This window comes from Enterobacter sp. 3U4 (genome assembly GCF_057224565.1).
On record NZ_CP136665.1, the window covers coordinates 1,961,456 to 1,977,470 of the forward strand.

Annotated in this window: 17 protein-coding genes and 2 tRNA genes; 12 read left to right on the top strand and 7 right to left on the bottom strand. The window is 55.1% G+C overall.

The genetic code is table 11. The features are described 5' to 3' along the window. The first annotated feature begins 48 nt into the window (after positions 1-48). On the top strand, positions 49-456 hold the full coding sequence (gene gloA / locus RVY89_RS09225; RefSeq protein WP_013096923.1) for a lactoylglutathione lyase: 408 nt from the start codon (positions 49-51) through the stop codon (positions 454-456). A gap of 95 nt (positions 457-551) precedes the next feature. Beyond that, positions 552-1,211 (top strand): ribonuclease T, encoded by a 660-nt coding sequence (rnt, locus tag RVY89_RS09230; protein ID WP_371897638.1) that lies wholly within the window; start codon positions 552-554, stop codon positions 1,209-1,211. A gap of 75 nt (positions 1,212-1,286) precedes the next feature. Here rnt and grxD read toward each other — a convergent pair whose 3' ends face one another. Then, positions 1,287-1,634 (bottom strand): monothiol glutaredoxin 4, encoded by a 348-nt coding sequence (gene grxD, locus RVY89_RS09235; protein WP_003832760.1) that lies wholly within the window; start codon positions 1,632-1,634, stop codon positions 1,287-1,289. Between the two features lie 338 nt (positions 1,635-1,972). Here grxD and RVY89_RS09240 point away from each other — a divergent pair, with 338 nt between their 5' ends. Next, a complete protein-coding gene (locus RVY89_RS09240; RefSeq protein ID WP_484827613.1) occupies positions 1,973-2,719 on the top strand; it encodes a C40 family peptidase in 747 nt (248 codons plus the stop codon). A 123-nt stretch (positions 2,720-2,842) separates the two neighbouring features. Beyond that, a complete protein-coding gene (gene sodB / locus RVY89_RS09245; RefSeq protein ID WP_484827614.1) occupies positions 2,843-3,424 on the top strand; it encodes a superoxide dismutase [Fe] in 582 nt (193 codons plus the stop codon). Positions 3,425-3,462: 38 nt separating this feature from the next. On the opposite strand, the gene RVY89_RS09250 is transcribed toward sodB, so the two are convergent. Beyond that, a complete protein-coding gene (locus RVY89_RS09250) occupies positions 3,463-4,629 on the bottom strand; it encodes an MFS transporter (RefSeq protein WP_484827615.1) in 1,167 nt (388 codons plus the stop codon). Between the two features lie 154 nt (positions 4,630-4,783). Further along, complete coding sequence (gene cydH / locus RVY89_RS09255; RefSeq protein WP_020688313.1) at positions 4,784-4,873, bottom strand: cytochrome bd-I oxidase subunit CydH; 90 nt, start codon at positions 4,871-4,873, stop codon at positions 4,784-4,786. Positions 4,874-5,170: 297 nt separating this feature from the next. Between cydH and purR the strand changes: the two genes are divergently transcribed. After that, positions 5,171-6,196: an HTH-type transcriptional repressor PurR gene (purR, locus tag RVY89_RS09260; RefSeq protein WP_008500597.1), complete on the top strand. Its 1,026-nt coding sequence runs from the start codon at positions 5,171-5,173 to the stop codon at positions 6,194-6,196. A 17-nt stretch (positions 6,197-6,213) separates the two neighbouring features. Here purR and punR read toward each other — a convergent pair whose 3' ends face one another. Continuing rightward, positions 6,214-7,125 carry a DNA-binding transcriptional activator PunR gene (gene punR, locus RVY89_RS09265; protein WP_484827616.1) on the bottom strand — a complete coding sequence of 304 codons (912 nt, stop codon included), beginning with the start codon at positions 7,123-7,125 and terminating at the stop codon, positions 6,214-6,216. A gap of 114 nt (positions 7,126-7,239) precedes the next feature. On the opposite strand from punR, the gene punC reads away from it, so the two are divergent. Beyond that, entirely contained in the window at positions 7,240-8,439 is a 1,200-nt protein-coding gene (gene punC, locus RVY89_RS09270; protein WP_484827617.1) for a purine nucleoside transporter PunC, read from the top strand. Positions 8,440-8,737: 298 nt separating this feature from the next. After that, entirely contained in the window at positions 8,738-9,886 is a 1,149-nt protein-coding gene (gene cfa, locus RVY89_RS09275) for a cyclopropane fatty acyl phospholipid synthase (protein ID WP_484827618.1), read from the top strand. A gap of 31 nt (positions 9,887-9,917) precedes the next feature. On the opposite strand, the gene RVY89_RS09280 is transcribed toward cfa, so the two are convergent. Continuing rightward, positions 9,918-10,562 (bottom strand): riboflavin synthase subunit alpha, encoded by a 645-nt coding sequence (locus RVY89_RS09280; protein WP_371897643.1) that lies wholly within the window; start codon positions 10,560-10,562, stop codon positions 9,918-9,920. A 225-nt stretch (positions 10,563-10,787) separates the two neighbouring features. Between RVY89_RS09280 and mdtK the strand changes: the two genes are divergently transcribed. From mdtK to RVY89_RS09300, 4 genes are all read left to right on the top strand, one after another. Then, positions 10,788-12,161, top strand: coding sequence for an MdtK family multidrug efflux MATE transporter (gene mdtK / locus RVY89_RS09285; protein WP_484827619.1), 1,374 nt, complete (start codon positions 10,788-10,790; stop codon positions 12,159-12,161). A 153-nt stretch (positions 12,162-12,314) separates the two neighbouring features. After that, positions 12,315-12,391: transfer RNA gene (locus tag RVY89_RS09290), tRNA-Val, on the top strand. A 4-nt stretch (positions 12,392-12,395) separates the two neighbouring features. After that, positions 12,396-12,472 (top strand) — tRNA-Val (locus tag RVY89_RS09295). Between the two features lie 118 nt (positions 12,473-12,590). Beyond that, positions 12,591-14,186 carry an FAD-NAD(P)-binding protein gene (locus RVY89_RS09300; RefSeq protein ID WP_484827620.1) on the top strand — a complete coding sequence of 532 codons (1,596 nt, stop codon included), beginning with the start codon at positions 12,591-12,593 and terminating at the stop codon, positions 14,184-14,186. A gap of 28 nt (positions 14,187-14,214) precedes the next feature. Here the strand turns inward: RVY89_RS09300 and RVY89_RS09305 are convergent, their stop codons facing one another. Together RVY89_RS09305 and RVY89_RS09310 are read right to left on the bottom strand one after the other, a co-directional pair. Further along, positions 14,215-14,850 carry a carbonic anhydrase gene (locus RVY89_RS09305; RefSeq protein ID WP_335244136.1) on the bottom strand — a complete coding sequence of 212 codons (636 nt, stop codon included), beginning with the start codon at positions 14,848-14,850 and terminating at the stop codon, positions 14,215-14,217. Between the two features lie 72 nt (positions 14,851-14,922). Then, positions 14,923-15,705, bottom strand: coding sequence for an MBL fold metallo-hydrolase (locus RVY89_RS09310; RefSeq protein WP_484827621.1), 783 nt, complete (start codon positions 15,703-15,705; stop codon positions 14,923-14,925). A gap of 125 nt (positions 15,706-15,830) precedes the next feature. Here RVY89_RS09310 and RVY89_RS09315 point away from each other — a divergent pair, with 125 nt between their 5' ends. Further along, the gene (locus tag RVY89_RS09315; RefSeq protein ID WP_003857665.1) at positions 15,831-15,971 is read left to right on the top strand and encodes a hypothetical protein; all 141 of its coding nucleotides are present in this window, start codon (positions 15,831-15,833) and stop codon (positions 15,969-15,971) included. Positions 15,972-16,015 lie beyond the last annotated feature (44 nt).

Sequence of the window (16,015 nt, forward strand, 5' to 3'; positions counted from 1 at the left end):
CGTTTCTGTTCAAAAAGCTATTTTATTCCATTGGTTAATGAGGAAATTATGCGCCTACTTCACACCATGCTGCGCGTTGGCGACCTGCAACGTTCTATCGATTTCTACACTAACGTCCTGGGCATGAAGCTGCTGCGCACCAGCGAAAACCCGGAATACAAATACTCGCTGGCGTTTGTGGGTTACGGCCCGGAAACGGATGAAGCGGTGATCGAGCTGACCTACAACTGGGGTGTCGACAGCTATGAGCTGGGCACGGCCTATGGCCATATCGCGCTGGAAGTGGACAACGCGGCCGAAGCGTGTGAGCGCATTCGCAGCAACGGCGGTAACGTCACGCGCGAAGCGGGCCCGGTAAAAGGTGGCACCACCGTGATTGCGTTTGTGGAAGATCCGGACGGTTATAAAATCGAGCTGATCGAAGCCAAAGACGCCGGTCGCGGTCTGGGCAACTGATCCCTCAGGGCGCAACGTGCGCCCGTAGTTTTACTGCATCACCCCGCAAAATTTGCCATAATGCGCTCTGCTTTTTCCCCATGTAAGAGACCCTGATGTCCGATAACGCTCAATTTAGCGGTCTGTGCGACCGTTTTCGTGGTTTTTATCCCGTTGTCATTGATGTAGAAACAGCCGGATTTAACGCTAAAACCGATGCGCTGCTCGAAATTGCGGCCATCACGCTGAAGATGGATGAACAGGGCTGGCTTATCCCGGACACCACGCTGCATTTCCACGTTGAACCTTTCGAAGGGGCAAACTTACAGCCGGAAGCGCTGGCGTTTAACGGTATCGATCCGCATAACCCGCTGCGTGGTGCAGTCAGTGAATATGACGCGCTGCACGCCATTTTTAAAATGGTGCGTAAAGGCATGAAAGAGAGCAACTGCAGCCGCGCCATCATGGTGGCCCATAACGCCACCTTCGATCACAGCTTTACCATGGCCGCAGCCGAGCGCGCCGCGCTCAAACGCAATCCCTTCCATCCGTTTGTGACCTTCGACACCGCCGCGCTGAGCGGCCTGGCGCTGGGACAAACGGTGTTATCAAAGGCCTGTATTACGGCTGGCATTCCGTTCGACGGCACGCAGGCGCACTCCGCGCTGTATGACACGGAGCGCACCGCTGAGCTGTTCTGTGAGATCGTCAACCGCTGGAAGCGTCTGGGCGGCTGGCCGCTGCCGATGGGTGATGAGGACGAGCACCAATCGTAGGTCGGGTAAGCGCAGCGCCACCCGACAAAAAAAAAGCGACCACATAGCGGGTCGCTTTTTTATTTGCGCAGAAAATTACTCTGCGTCCGGCTCTTCAGTTTTGTACTTAGCCGCCGTCTCTTTGATCAGCTGCTGCAGTTCGCCACGCTGATACATTTCAATCAGGATATCGCAGCCGCCAACCAGTTCACCGTCAACCCACAGCTGTGGGAACGTCGGCCAGTTCGCGTACTTCGGCAGCTCAGCTCGGATGTCCGGGTTCTGCAGAATATCAACGTAAGCAAAACGCTCACCACAGGCTGACAGCGCCTGAACCGCTTGCGCGGAGAAGCCGCAGCTCGGCAGCTTTGGAGAACCTTTCATATACAGCAGAATCGGGTTTTCAGCGATCTGGCGCTGGATTTTTTCAATAGTGGTGCTCATGTCTTGCTTCCTTTAACTTCTGTTACGGCATTCGTCTGACATTGTAGCGGTTCAGACTGGCATCGGAAAATAACATTTTTGTCACGTTTATACATTCTACCCCGAGTCACGAAAAGTTGCATTGCAAATGGTGTTTACCCCTGCGGCAGTCAGGGTTTTGCTTAGGGAGTGGGCAAATGTGCGACAGAACGATGAATTTTTTTGCACTTGCTAACGAAACAGGATTGTAGATTGAAAAATGCTATTAACTTTCTGGGTTTTTATAGATTAGAATCGACGGGCTTTGTAAATCACACGCGGGTATTATTGATGACCTGCATTTATCAGGGGACTGCCCAGTGGCGCGGATAAATAAAATCTCGATCACGCTCTGTGCTTTACTGTTTACTTCACTCACCTTCACGCCAGTGGCAAACGCCTCTCAGCAGGCGCGGCATTCTGCTGTACAAAAAAACCATCTGGTGAAAGCCACAGAACGTAAGAAAAAAACACCGGCTCAGACGAAACAGACCGCTTCCAGCAAGACGAAAACAAAACCTTCCCGCACTGCCCACTCCGCTAAAAGTAAAGCTTCGCAAACCGCCGCTAACCTCGTTACTGAAAAATGCATCACCCGTAAAGGCCACAAGGCGAAATGCACGAAGGTCACGAAAATAGCGGAAGTGCATAAAGTGCGCGTACAGAAAGCGCAAAAGACCGCGATGAACAAACTGATGGGGCAGATTGGCAAACCTTATCACTGGGGTGGCAGCTCGCCGCGTACCGGGTTTGACTGCAGCGGCCTCGTTTATTACGCCTATAAAGATCTGGTCAAATTCCGCATTCCTCGTACTGCCAATGAAATGTACCACCTGCGCGATGCCTCACCGGTTGACCGCGGTGAGCTGGAAAACGGCGATCTGGTGTTCTTCCGCACTCAGGGTCGCGGCACGGCTGACCACGTCGGCGTCTATGTCGGCAACGGGAAATTCATCCAGTCACCGCGTAGCGGCCAGGATATTCAGATCACCTCTCTCAGTGAAGATTACTGGGTACGCCACTACGTCGGCGCGCGTCGCGTGATGACGCCGAAAACCATTCGCTAACCCCTGCCCTGCCACATCCGTGGCAGGGTAAGTTCCTCTTTTGCATACCCTTTCAATTTGCTATCCTGTCCATGTTGTCTGTGTGGTTATTTGGCAACGCAAAATACAATAAGGAGAGAAGCAATGTCGTTCGAATTACCTGCACTACCGTATGCAAAAGACGCCCTGGCCCCGCACATTTCTGCGGAAACCCTGGAATATCACTACGGCAAGCATCACCAGACTTACGTCACCAACCTGAACAATCTGATCAAGGGCACCGATTTTGAAGGCAAAACGCTGGAAGAGATCGTTCGCAGCTCAGAGGGTGGCGTATTTAACAACGCGGCTCAGGTGTGGAACCACACCTTCTACTGGCACTGCCTGGCGCCGAATGCCGGCGGTGAACCTGTCGGTGAACTGGCTACCGCTATCAATGCCGCATTTGGCAGCTTCGCGGATTTCAAAGCGAAATTCACCGATGCCGCCATCAAAAACTTCGGTTCTGGCTGGACGTGGCTGGTTAAAGAGGCGGATGGCAAACTGGCTATCGTGTCCACCTCTAACGCGGGCACCCCGCTGACCACCAGCGCTAAGCCGCTGATGACCGTGGACGTGTGGGAACACGCTTACTACATCGATTACCGCAACGCGCGCCCTAACTACCTGGAGCACTTCTGGGCACTGGTTCACTGGGACTTTGTGGCGAAGAACTTCGCTGCGTAAGAGACACGCAGAAGGGTTCGCCCTTCTGCGTTTTTGGTTTATTCCGCAGCGCAGGCGGCTTCTGGCTGCTTACGACCCGACATCATCACCAGCAGCAGGCCGAGCGCGGCAATAATCGCCCCCATCACCGGCACAAAGCTGTACCCCAGTCCCCCTGAAATCACGGCCCCACCGGCCGCCGCACCGAGCGCATTGCCCAGGTTGAAGGCACCAATATTGACCGAAGATGAGAGGCCCGGCGCTTCATGCGCGACGCGCATCACGCGCATCTGCAGCGGCGGCACCACGGCAAAAGTGGCAGCCCCCCAGACGACCATCGCGATCGCGGCCCCGAACTCATTACGCGCCAGCCACGGAATGGCAATCATGATGACAATCAGCAGGGTTAAGAAGCCCTTCAGCGTCCCGCTCACGGAACGGTCGGCAAATTTCCCGCCGAGATAGTTGCCGATCGAGAAGCCCACGCCAATCAGCACCAGCATCGCGGTCACAAAGAGAGGCGTTGCGTGGGTGATGTCATGCAATACCGGTGAAATATAGGTGTAGAGGGTAAACATCGCCCCTGCCCCCAGCACGGTGGTGAGCAGCGCGGAGAGCACCTGCGGGCGCATCAGCACCGACAGTTCTTTGCGCACGTCAGGACGTTCCCCCGCGCTGCCTTTCGGCAGGGAGAAGAACAGCGCCACCATCGCAACCACGCCCAGTCCGGCAGTCGCCAGGAAGGACATACGCCAGCCGATCGCTTCTCCCAGCCAGGTTGCCGCAGGCACCCCCCCGATATTGGCAATCGTCAGCCCCATGAACATAGTTGCCACGGCGCTCGCCTGCTTATGTTTAGGCACCACGCTGGCAGCCACGACCGACCCCAGCCCAAAGAACGCGCCGTGGTTAAGGCTGGTCAGAATGCGTGACAGCATCAATGTGGTGTAGTCCGGTGCAATGGCCGAAAGCACGTTGCCCAGGGTGAAAATCGCCATCAGGAAAATCAGCGCATTACGGCGCGCGCGGTGCGAAAGTAAAAGCGTCATCAACGGCGCACCGACCATCACGCCGATGGCGTAGGCGCTGATTAACATCCCTGCCGCAGGGATCGAGACATCTACGCCCCGGGCAATAACGGGCAGTAACCCCATCGGGGAGAATTCAGTGGTGCCAATCCCAAAAGCGCCAATCGCCAGGGCCAGCAGGGGAAAATTGATTTTCATGCGTCAACTCCGGATGCCGTGTCATGTGGTGACACAGAACAAAGAAGCGGAAAGCATGACATCAATCACAAAAAATGAGAAGTTAACAAAATGGCAAAAGATTTTTGCCAGAGAAGTAACAATCGGGAGGGAGAAGGCTCTCCCTCCGCGTAAATCAGTGCAGCGCAGCCGTCAGACCGGCCGCAACAATCAGAGCCAGCACAATAACGGTGGTGAACAGCGAAAACTTCAGATCGGAACTCATCAATTTTTCTCCTTTTAATCCCCCCACGAAAAGTGAGCTTGCTCATTTTTGCACAGATTACGTTAAAAATCTTCCTGGATTTATACTGATAACCACTTTACCTCTTCCCCTTTTCATCAAGATAGGACAAAATTCCACGCTAAATTTATTAGCGTACCGGCCATTGACCCCCTCCTGACGTCCCGTGTCGTTTTCCCGGCGTGCCGCAATTCAAGATTGCGTGATAAGGGTGAGAGAAGGCAAACGTTTACCTTCAAGTTTTTCAGGAGTTTAGGATATGGTCTGGAGTGACATTTAATGGCAACAATTAAAGACGTAGCAAAACGCGCAAACGTTTCCACTACAACCGTATCACATGTAATTAACAAAACCCGCTTTGTGGCGGAAGAGACGCGCAACGCCGTCTGGGCAGCGATCAAAGAACTGCACTATTCGCCAAGTGCGGTTGCGCGCAGCCTCAAGGTTAATCACACCAAATCCATTGGATTGCTGGCAACCAGCAGTGAAGCGGCCTATTTTGCCGAGATCATTGAAGCGGTTGAAAAAAACTGCTTCCAGAAAGGCTATACCCTGATTCTGGGCAACGCCTGGAACAGCATTGAAAAACAGCGCGCCTACCTGTCGATGATGGCGCAGAAGCGCGTTGATGGCCTGCTGGTGATGTGTTCCGAATATCCGGAATCCGTGCTGTCGATGCTCGAAGAGTATCGCCACATTCCTATGGTGGTCATGGACTGGGGCGAAGCGCGCGCGGATTTCACCGATTCCGTTATCGATAACGCCTTTGAAGGTGGCTATATGGCCGGTCGTTATCTGATCGAACGCGGTCACCGCGAGATTGGCGTGATCCCGGGTCCGCTGGAGCGTAACACCGGCGCGGGCCGTCTGGCCGGTTTTATGAAAGCGATGGAAGAAGCGCTGATCACCGTGCCGGAAAACTGGATCGTGCAGGGCGACTTTGAGCCGGAGTCAGGCTACCGCGCGATGCAGCAGATTGTTTCCCAGCCGCACCGCCCGACCGCCGTTTTCTGCGGGGGTGACATCATGGCCATGGGCGCGCTCTGCGCTGCCGACGAGCTGGGTCTGCGCGTACCGCAGGATATTTCCGTGATCGGGTATGACAACGTGCGTAACGCGCGCTTCTTCACCCCGGCGCTGACAACCATTCACCAGCCAAAAGATTCGCTGGGCGAAACGGCCTTCAATATGCTGCTGGACAGGATCGTCAACAAGCGCGAAGAGTCGCAGTCCATTGAAGTTCACCCGCGCCTGATTGAACGCCGTTCCGTTGCGGATGGTCCGTTCCGCGACTACCGTCGTTAATCCCTTTACGGGGCCAGCTATGCTGGCTCCCGTAACCATTCCCGATTCAGCGTTTCGCTGTCTCCCAGATAGTCCAGCAGCCAGGCCATGGCGGGCGAGACATCATTTTGCTGCCAGGTCAGGCAGCAGGCCGCATCCGGGAACGGATTTTCAAGCGTCAGCTCAACCCATTCTCCGGTATCGATGCGCGGACGCGCGAAATGAACGGGCACCATCGCGACGCACAGCCCGGCGCTGAGGCACGTCGCCGACGATTCCCAGTCAGGGGCCACCAGCCGTCGCTGGTTGTCCAGAAGCCAGGTGATACGCTTAGGCAATGAACGGGAGGTATCCTCCAGCACCAGCGATGGCCAGTTGCGTAGCGAATCGTCGCTCAGCGGCCCTTCCATCGCCGCCAGGGGATGATCGCGTGCCACCACGCATTTCCAGCTGAGCATGCCCATATCGCGAAAAGCGTAACGCCCCCCGACCGGGATCGCCTGCGTTGCCCCAATCGCCATCTCGGCCCTGCCGTCCGCCAGCGCATCCCAGACGCCGTTGAACACCTCCTGCGAGACCCGCAGCTCGACGTCTGAAAAATGACGATAGAAATCGACGATCATCTGTCGGGTACGTTCCGGCTTAACGATGTTATCCACCGCGATGGAAAGATGTCCCCGCCAACCGTTGGCGATCTGCTGACACTGTTCGCGGGTGATCTGCATTTTTTTGATAACAGAACGCCCTTCCTTCAAAAACCACGCGCCTGCGGGCGTTAATTCCACGTCGCGATGCCGCCGTTCAAACAGCGGAACCGCCAGCCACTCCTCCAGCTGACGCACCGTATAGCTGATTGCCGAAGGGACGCGGTGCAGCTCCTGCGCCGCACCGCTAAAGCTACCGTTACGCGCAACAGCATCGACCACTTCAAGAGAATAATCTGACCACATTTTCTGCCTGCAAAATTTTTGAATGCACCCGCCAAATATTAGCGTTTCACAAGCGGCTTTGCACTCCCTACACTCAGCGCCAATGTATACCTGCCTCCTCAGGAGAATAAAATAATGCAACCCAGGAACGGTTTTTTAATCTGGCTCGGCGGCTTAAGCGTGCTGGGCTTTTTGGCCACCGATATGTACCTGCCGGCGTTTGCCGCCATGCAGGAAGATTTGCAAACCCCTGCTGCCGCCATCAGCGCCAGCCTGAGTTTATTCCTCGCCGGCTTTGCTTTCGCGCAGCTGCTGTGGGGACCGCTCTCGGATCGCTTTGGTCGTAAACCGGTGCTGTTGCTGGGCCTGGCCATTTTTGCCGCGGGCTGCCTGGGAATGCTGTGGGTACGCGATGCCACCTGGCTGCTGGTGCTGCGCTTTATTCAGGCCGTGGGCGTCTGTGCCGCGGCCGTGACCTGGCAGGCGCTGGTCACCGACTATTATCCGGCTAACCGCACTAACCGTATTTTCGCCACTATTATGCCGCTGGTGGGTCTCTCACCTGCCCTCGCCCCGCTGCTGGGCAGCTGGATCCTCGCGCATTTCGACTGGCAGGCCATCTTCGCCACGCTGTTTGCCATTACCCTGGTACTGATGCTTCCTGCGTTTGCCCTCAAGCCCGCGCATAAAAAAGAGGCGCATGCCGATGCGAAGCCCATTACCTTCACTTCCCTGCTCAGCACCAAAGCGTATCGCGGTAACGTCCTGATCTATGCCGCCTGCTCGGCAAGCTTCTTCGCGTGGCTCACCGGTTCGCCGTTCATTCTGCACGATATGGGCTACAGCCCGGCAGCCATCGGCCTGAGCTATGTTCCGCAGACTATCGCGTTCCTGGTGGGCGGGTACGGCTGTCGCGCGGCGCTGCAAAAGTGGGAAGGTCAGCAGATGCTGCCGTGGCTGCTGGTGCTGTATGCGCTTAGCGTCATCGGCACCTGGGCAGTTGGCTTTATTCCGGGTGCCGGTCTGGCCGAAATTTTGATCCCATTCTGCGTGATGGCCATTGCGAACGGGGCGATTTACCCAATCGTTGTAGCCCAGGCGCTGCGTCCGTTCCCGCAGGCGACAGGTCGCGCCGCCGCGCTGCAGAACACCCTGCAGCTGGGGCTGTGCTTCCTGGCAAGTCTGGTGGTCTCGGCCCTGATTGCCACGCCGCTTTTGACAACCACCAGCGTGATGCTGTTCACCGTAGTGCTGGCGGTATTGGGTTACCGCATGCAGGCTTCCGCGCAGCGTGAGCAGGAAAATAGTGCTCGGGTTGAAACGTCACATGCCTGATTGCGTCAGAAATCATGTTACATTTCAGTCATTAGGTTGCTAAGAATTTTATATTGAATCACCAAATTTTGAGGCCTATACTAAATTTGGTTCGATTAAATACGATAAATATTAAGTGTTAACGGGAGCCGGAGTGCTCCCGTTTTACCATGGAAGGCATTTCGGCAAGGGTTATCTCCCTTCCTCTGTTCTACGTCGGATACTAGCCTCACGGTATTTACCGTGAGATTTCTCACAAACCAAAAAAAGCGTCTACGCTGTTTTAAGGTTCTGATCACAGTAGGGTGATGGAGAAGCTATGAGTTCATCGTGTATAGAAGAAGTCAGCGTTCCGGACGATAACTGGTCCCGGATCGTCAGTGAACTGTTAGGTCGAGCAGGCATCACTATCAATGGATCATCGCCATCCGATCCTCAGGTTAAACATCCCGACTTTTTTAAACGCGTGTTGCGGGAGGGATCGTTAGGCCTGGGTGAAAGCTATATGGACGGCTGGTGGGAGTGCGAACGTCTGGATACCTTTTTCGCCAGCGTGCTGCGTGCCGGTCTTGAAAATCAACTCCCTCACAATCTGAAAGACACCCTGCGTGTCGCCTCTGCCCGACTGTTCAATCTGCAAAGTAAAAAACGCGCGTGGATCGTGGGCAAAGAACACTACGATCTTGGCAACGACCTGTTCAGCCGTATGCTGGACCCTTTCATGCAGTACTCCTGCGCCTACTGGAAAGAGGCGTCGACGCTTGAAGAGGCCCAGCAGGCAAAGCTGCGTCTGATTAGCGAGAAGCTGCAGCTACAGCCCGGTATGCGCGTGCTGGATATCGGCTGCGGCTGGGGCGGGCTGGCGTATTTTATGGCGAAGCACTATGCCGTCAGCGTCGTCGGCGTCACGATTTCAGCGGAACAGCAAAAAATGGCGCGAGAGCGCTGCCAGGGCCTCGATGTGGATATCCGGCTGCAGGACTACCGTGACCTGAACGAGCAGTTTGACCGGATCGTTTCCGTCGGCATGTTCGAGCACGTCGGGCCGAAAAACTACGCTACCTATTTTGAGGTGGTGGATCGTAATCTGAAACCAGACGGCATCTTTCTGCTGCACACCATCGGCTCTAAGCGGACCGACAATAACGTTGACCCGTGGATCAACAAATACATCTTTCCGAATGGCTGTTTGCCGTCCGTTCGCCAGATTGCCAACGCCAGTGAACCCCATTTCGTGATGGAAGACTGGCATAACTTTGGCGCGGACTACGACACCACCTTAATGGCGTGGCATGAACGTTTCCAGAAAGCCTGGCCCGAGATTGCGGACAACTATTCAGAACGATTCAAGCGGATGTTTAGCTATTATCTGAATGCCTGCGCGGGGGCGTTTCGCGCGCGGGATATTCAGCTTTGGCAGGTGGTATTCAGCCGAGGTATTGAACACGGACTGCGTGTCGCACGCTAAAAAAATAACCCCGGATGTCCGGGGTTATTTTTTATTCTTCTTCTGCGGCGGTCTTTATTATTGCGGCTTCTTTTGCTGCCAGCACGCGCTCAACCGTATCCACTACCGCCTGGGTTTGCGGATCGATTTCGATATTCACGCGATGCCCGAGTTTTTTGGCGCCCAGCGTGGTGCGCTGCAGCGTTTCAGGAATTAAATGTACGCAAAAACGCGTTGGCGTCACTTCTCCCACCGTCAGGCTAATCCCGTCAATGCCAATAAATCCTTTATAGAGGATGTATTTCATTAATGACGGATCCTGCATTTTAAACCAGATTTGACGGTTATTTTCCGAGGTTACGATTTTCGCCACTTCAGCGGTGGTCATGATGTGCCCGGACATCAGGTGGCCGCCAATCTCATCGCTGAACTTCGCCGCCCGCTCAACGTTGACGGTATCTCCCACCGCCAGCTCGCCCAGATTGGTGATGCGCAGCGTCTCTTTCATTAAATCAAAGCTAATCTGGTTGCCGTTAATTTCGGTAACGGTCAGGCAGCAGCCGTTATGGGCAATCGACGCGCCTGTTTCAATGCCCTCAAGCATATATTCCGGCAGCTCAACAACATGAGTACGGAAATTAGGTTTTTCATCAATGGACACCACTTTGGCGATGCCCTGCACAATACCAGTAAACATGCTTACAACTCCTGTTTTTTCCGGACGGTGGTGACACCGTTTAATCCCACCACAATAACAGTTGGAAAAACAGGTTGCCAGCGGAGCGCATTTTCTGGCGATTTTTTCACTAGATTAAAAGCTAAAGCCCGCTACAATAGCTGGCACCCCCCTGCATTTTCTTCTTGCTGCCCGTTTCGGCGGCTTTTTTAGTCTCTCAAATAACTACAAAATAAAGGTGTTCACGTGCAGAAGTACATGAATGAAGCGCGCCAGTTATTGGCACTGGCTATACCAGTGATCATCGCGCAAGTGGCCCAGACCGCAATGGGATTTGTGGATACGGTAATGGCAGGTGGCTACAGCGCCACCGATATGGCGGCCGTTGCTATCGGCACGTCAATCTGGCTTCCGGCCATCCTGTTCGGTCACGGTCTGCTGCTCGCGCTCACGCCTGTTATCGCTCAGCTCAATGGCTCGGGTCGTCGCGAGCGCATTGCACATCAGGTCCGTCAGGGTTTCTGGCTGGCAGGGTTTGTCTCCGTGCTGATCATGGTCGTGCTCTGGAACGCGGGCCATATCATTCGCGCTATGCATAACATTGACCCGGCACTGGCGGATAAAGCCGTGGGCTATCTGCGCGCTTTACTCTGGGGTGCGCCTGGCTACCTCTTTTTCCAGGTGGCGCGTAACCAGTGTGAAGGCCTGGCGAAAACCAAGCCCGGCATGGTGATGGGATTTATCGGGCTGCTGGTCAACATTCCGGTGAACTATGTCTTTATCTACGGTCATTTCGGGATGCCGGAGCTGGGCGGCGTCGGCTGCGGCGTGGCGACGGCAGCCGTTTACTGGGTAATGTTCTTCTCGATGCTTACCTTCGTGAAGCGCGCCCGCTCCATGCGCGACATTCGTAACGAGAACAGATTCAGCACGCCGGACTGGAACATCATGACGCGTCTGGTGCAGTTAGGGCTGCCTATCGCGCTGGCGCTGTTCTTTGAGGTGACCCTGTTTGCCGTAGTCGCCCTGCTGGTCTCCCCGCTGGGCATTATTGATGTCGCGGGCCACCAGATTGCGCTGAACTTCAGCTCTCTGATGTTCGTCCTACCGATGTCGCTGGCAGCGGCGGTGACGATTCGCGTGGGCTTCCGCCTGGGCCAGGGGTCAACGCTGGATGCGCAAACGGCCGCCCGGACCGGGCTGGGCGTCGGCGTCTGCATGGCCATTTGCACGGCGCTTTTTACCGTTGCGCTTCGCGAGCAGATTGCCCTGCTCTATAACGACAATCCGGAAGTCGTCACGCTGGCATCGCACCTGATGCTGTTGGCCGCGATTTACCAGATTTCGGACTCCATCCAGGTGATTGGCAGCGGCGTGCTGCGTGGCTATAAAGACACGCGCTCCATCTTCTTTATCACCTTCATCGCCTACTGGGTGCTGGGTCTGCCGTGTGGTTATATTCTGGCCCTGACCGACCTGGTGGTTGACCGCATGGGGCCGGCAGGGTTCTGGATGGGCTTTATCATCGGCCTGACGTCGGCGGCGATTATGATGATGATGCGTATGCGCTTCCTGCAGCGCCAGCCATCAACGATCATTTTGCAACGCGCTGCCCGTTAAATACGCAGTAGCCGCCACCCGGCGGCTACTTTCTCTTCACTTTGCGCGGTAATACAGCAATCGCGTGAAATCAGAGAGAAAATTGCATTTTCCCTCTTGCCACCTCGGTGCTGTGCCGCTAATATTCGTCCCCGTTGTCACCGACAACACGTTGCGTTCATAGCTCAGTTGGTTAGAGCACCACCTTGACATGGTGGGGGTCGTTGGTTCGAGTCCAATTGAACGCACCATTCTGCGTCCGTAGCTCAGTTGGTTAGAGCACCACCTTGACATGGTGGGGGTCGGTGGTTCGAGTCCACTCGGACGCACCATTTCAGTCCTGAAATGGTGCAAATTCTCCTCTGATAGCCTGAATTTTCTTAATCCTTTATTTTCATCATTATTCTCCTGCTACGCTTTTCCTATGGAAAAAACACAGGAAACGTGTCGATGAAGAAAATCGCGATTATCGGCTCCGGCCCCACAGGGATTTACACCTTTTATCACCTGCTTCAAAACGGCACTCCGCTCTCCGTTTCCGTTTTCGAGCAGGCAGATGAAGCTGGCGTGGGCATGCCCTATAACGATGACGATAATTCCCGGCTGATGCTGGCGAACATTGCGAGCATTGAAATCCCGCCCATTTTTATGACCTACCTCGACTGGCTCAAGGAACAGAGCGATGCCCATCTGGCGCGCTTTAAGGTGGATAAAGCCAGCCTGCATGACCGACAGTTCCTGCCCCGGATCCTGCTGGGGGAGTATTTTCGCGACAGCTTTCGTTCAATCGTAAAAGAGGCTAATAAGCTGGGGTTCGAGGTTAAGGTCCATGAATCCGCGAAGGTCACCGACATCATCCCTTCGACAACCGGCGTGACGATTTCGGTCAACGACCGCACCTTACCGGATCAATTCGACCTGGCGGTTATCGCCACCGGCCACGTCTGGCCAGATGAGGATGAAGCCACGCGCACGTTCTTCCCAAGCCCGTGGTCCGGTCTGATGGACGCCAGTATTCCTCCCTGCCGCGTCGGTATCATGGGAACATCGTTAAGCGGTCTCGATGCGGCTATGGCGGTGGTGATGCAGCACGGCGCGTTTAGAGACGGTAAATTCATCCTCAACAATGGCAGCGAAGGGTTAACCATTACGCTGATGTCCCGGACGGGCATTCTGCCGGAGGCCGATTTTTACTGCCCGATTCCTTACGAGCCGCTGTCGGTATTGACCGAACGCGTGGTTGAACGCGAGATTGCCACAGGATCGGATGGCCTGCTTGACCGTATATTTACCCTGATGGTCAAAGAGCTTCAGCTTTCCGATCCGGCGTGGTGCGAGGAAATGTCTCTGCATACGCTGAATGCGGACACTATTCGTGAGGCCTGGTTTGAGGATCGTAAACGCCACGGCCCCTTTACCTGGGCGGAAGAGAACCTCAACGAGGTTGAACGCAACAAACGGGAACGCCGTACCGTGGCCTGGCGCTATACCGTCCTTCGGCTGCATGAAGTGGTTCAGGAGATTGTTCCCCACCTCAACGACCAGGACAAAGAGCGCTTTAAGCAAGGCCTGGCCCGGGTATTTATCGACAACTATGCCGCCATCCCTCCGCAGTCTATCCGCAGGCTGCTCGCGCTTCGCGAAGCCGGCATCATCAGCGTGGCCGCGCTCGGGGACGACTACACGCTCGACGTAGGCGGCGATCGAACGGTGATAACCACAAAAGAGACCGTCAATCGTTTCGACGTGTTTATTGACGCCCGCGGACAAAAGCCGCTGAAAACGAAAGATCTGCCCTTCCCGACGCTGCGAAAACAGCTGCAAGCGACCGGCGATGAGATACCCGATATCGGCGAGGATTACACCTTAAAAGCGCCTGACACCGTTCGCGGGCGCATCGCTTTCGGTGCGATACCGTGGCTGATGCACGATCGTCCCTTCGTTCAGGGGCTGGCGGAGTGTGCAGAGATTGCAGAGGCGATGGCGAAAGCGGCGGAAAAACCCGCGTCGCGCGTGCGGCGGAGATTAGACTATTTTGAAAACTGACAGGGCTTCCGTGCCCTGCTGTTGCGGATTACTCGAAGAAGACTTCCGGGTTTTCCGACAGCGAAACGAAGGTTTTCGTCGCTTTATCCAGCGCGAGGATTTCGCCGCTTTCAATGTCGTAAACCCAGCCGTGCAGTCGGATGGAGTTATTACGCAGGCCCACGGCAACGGACGGATGGGTCTTGATGTTGCTCAGCTGCGCAAACACGTTCTCCTGCACCATCGCATTGACTTTATCGATCGGCTTATCCCAGGTTTTCTTCTCCACCACGGCTTTCGCCGCGTCGGAATAGCGAAGCCAGTGCGACACGGCAGGCATTGGTTCCAGGTTCGCGTTATCGGCAATCGCCTTCATCGCGCCGCAGTTGGAGTGGCCGCAAATCACGATATCCGTGACGCCCAGCGCCACAACGGCGTATTCGATGGTTGCGGACACGCCGCCTGGCTCTGGTCCGAACGGCGGCACAATGTTGCCAGCATTACGAATGACAAAGAGTTGTCCTGGCTCTTGCTGGGTGACCAGTTCCGGGACCAGACGGCTGTCGGAGCATGAGATGAACAGCGCTTTGGGATTCTGGCTGGACGCTAAACTGCGGAAGAGTTCTTTACGTTGCGGGAAAATCTCTTTTTGAAAGCTGAGAAAACCTTCAATGATATGTTGCATAGCAATGTCTCTTTTATCTGTTTTAGTTTAGGTATGATCGAGATCACACTTGTAAAGTTTACCTATCGTCGTTTACTTCAGACAAGCAATATATTTCTGGCCTGACCGCTGCACAATTTCGTCCGCGTTAGCGAGGATGTTCTGCCCTTCGAACGCGCCGTACAGACGTTCAAACGTTCTGCCTCCCAGACGACTTACGACGGACGCCACGGCGCGGGCCGGCAGCGGAAGATAGTTCGGGTAGCTCCACATAAACGAGACGGCGTCTTTACCCGGCGTGACCTGCAGAATATCGCCTGCCAGCAGCACCCCGTCCCCCTCCTGCCAGTGCAGCACCGTTCCACCGGCAAAATGCCCGCCCAGACGCAGCAGGGTGACCGACGGGCAAACCTCCAGCGCATCGCCTTCCCAGAAATGAATGGCCGGGCTGTCGCGCATCACCCACTCTCTGTCGCTGGCGTGCAGGTACACCGGTGCGTCAAACGCCGCAGCCCACTCCTGCATCGTGGTGTAATAGTGCGGATGTGAAATCGCTATCGCGCTGATGCCGCCGAGGGCGGTAATAAGCGTTTTGGTTGCGGGGTCTATGTTGGCGATGCAGTCCCAGAGGATATTGCCGTGGGGCGTTTGCAGAAGCAGTGCCCGCTGGTTGATAGCAAACGCAGGAACCGTTTTGATTCCGAACAATCGCGGCTCCAGCAGCTGCCATTTGTTGCTGTGCGCGGCGGTGACGGTATCAAGATCGGTCCACGCCTGGCCCGTAGCGGGCACATACTGGCGTTCATCCTCGCAAATCGGGCATCTGTCCGGCCGGGCATCGTAGGCAGTTCCGCAGGTTTTACAGAGTGTAATCATGTGCTCTCCTCAGCGATAAAGCACTGAGTATGGCAGGGATTATCCTTATGTGCTGCGAGGTACATTGCTGGCTTTTTTTGCCCTATACTGTGCCAGTATCGAAAACTGAACAGAGCAGGTGCCACATGGAAATTGATCTCGATAACTTAGTGTTTAACGGTCTGGATGAAGCAGAAGAGCGTAATGCGGAACGTCTGGACGATGCGGACAAAAAAGCGCAGGCGATTGTCGCCGACGACGACTGCGGCGACGCCTGCAAGATCTAATAAAAAAGCACCGGGAAACCGGTGCTTTTTTATTTCACTCGTTA

Excerpts from the sequence above, each read along its gene's own strand:
- gloA (WP_013096923.1), top strand. The coding sequence starts at position 49 with ATGCGCCTACTTCACACCATGCTGCGCGTTGGCGACCTGCAACGTTCT.
- rnt (WP_371897638.1), top strand. The coding sequence starts at position 552 with ATGTCCGATAACGCTCAATTTAGCGGTCTGTGCGACCGTTTTCGTGGT.
- grxD (WP_003832760.1), bottom strand. The coding sequence starts at position 1,634 with ATGAGCACCACTATTGAAAAAATCCAGCGCCAGATCGCTGAAAACCCG.
- sodB (WP_484827614.1), top strand. The coding sequence starts at position 2,843 with ATGTCGTTCGAATTACCTGCACTACCGTATGCAAAAGACGCCCTGGCC.
- RVY89_RS09250 (WP_484827615.1), bottom strand. The coding sequence starts at position 4,629 with ATGAAAATCAATTTTCCCCTGCTGGCCCTGGCGATTGGCGCTTTTGGG.
- cydH (WP_020688313.1), bottom strand. The coding sequence starts at position 4,873 with ATGAGTTCCGATCTGAAGTTTTCGCTGTTCACCACCGTTATTGTGCTG.
- purR (WP_008500597.1), top strand. The coding sequence starts at position 5,171 with ATGGCAACAATTAAAGACGTAGCAAAACGCGCAAACGTTTCCACTACA.
- punR (WP_484827616.1), bottom strand. The coding sequence starts at position 7,125 with ATGTGGTCAGATTATTCTCTTGAAGTGGTCGATGCTGTTGCGCGTAAC.
- punC (WP_484827617.1), top strand. The coding sequence starts at position 7,240 with ATGCAACCCAGGAACGGTTTTTTAATCTGGCTCGGCGGCTTAAGCGTG.
- cfa (WP_484827618.1), top strand. The coding sequence starts at position 8,738 with ATGAGTTCATCGTGTATAGAAGAAGTCAGCGTTCCGGACGATAACTGG.
- RVY89_RS09280 (WP_371897643.1), bottom strand. The coding sequence starts at position 10,562 with ATGTTTACTGGTATTGTGCAGGGCATCGCCAAAGTGGTGTCCATTGAT.
- RVY89_RS09300 (WP_484827620.1), top strand. The coding sequence starts at position 12,591 with ATGAAGAAAATCGCGATTATCGGCTCCGGCCCCACAGGGATTTACACC.
- RVY89_RS09305 (WP_335244136.1), bottom strand. The coding sequence starts at position 14,850 with ATGCAACATATCATTGAAGGTTTTCTCAGCTTTCAAAAAGAGATTTTC.
- RVY89_RS09310 (WP_484827621.1), bottom strand. The coding sequence starts at position 15,705 with ATGATTACACTCTGTAAAACCTGCGGAACTGCCTACGATGCCCGGCCG.
- RVY89_RS09315 (WP_003857665.1), top strand. The coding sequence starts at position 15,831 with ATGGAAATTGATCTCGATAACTTAGTGTTTAACGGTCTGGATGAAGCA.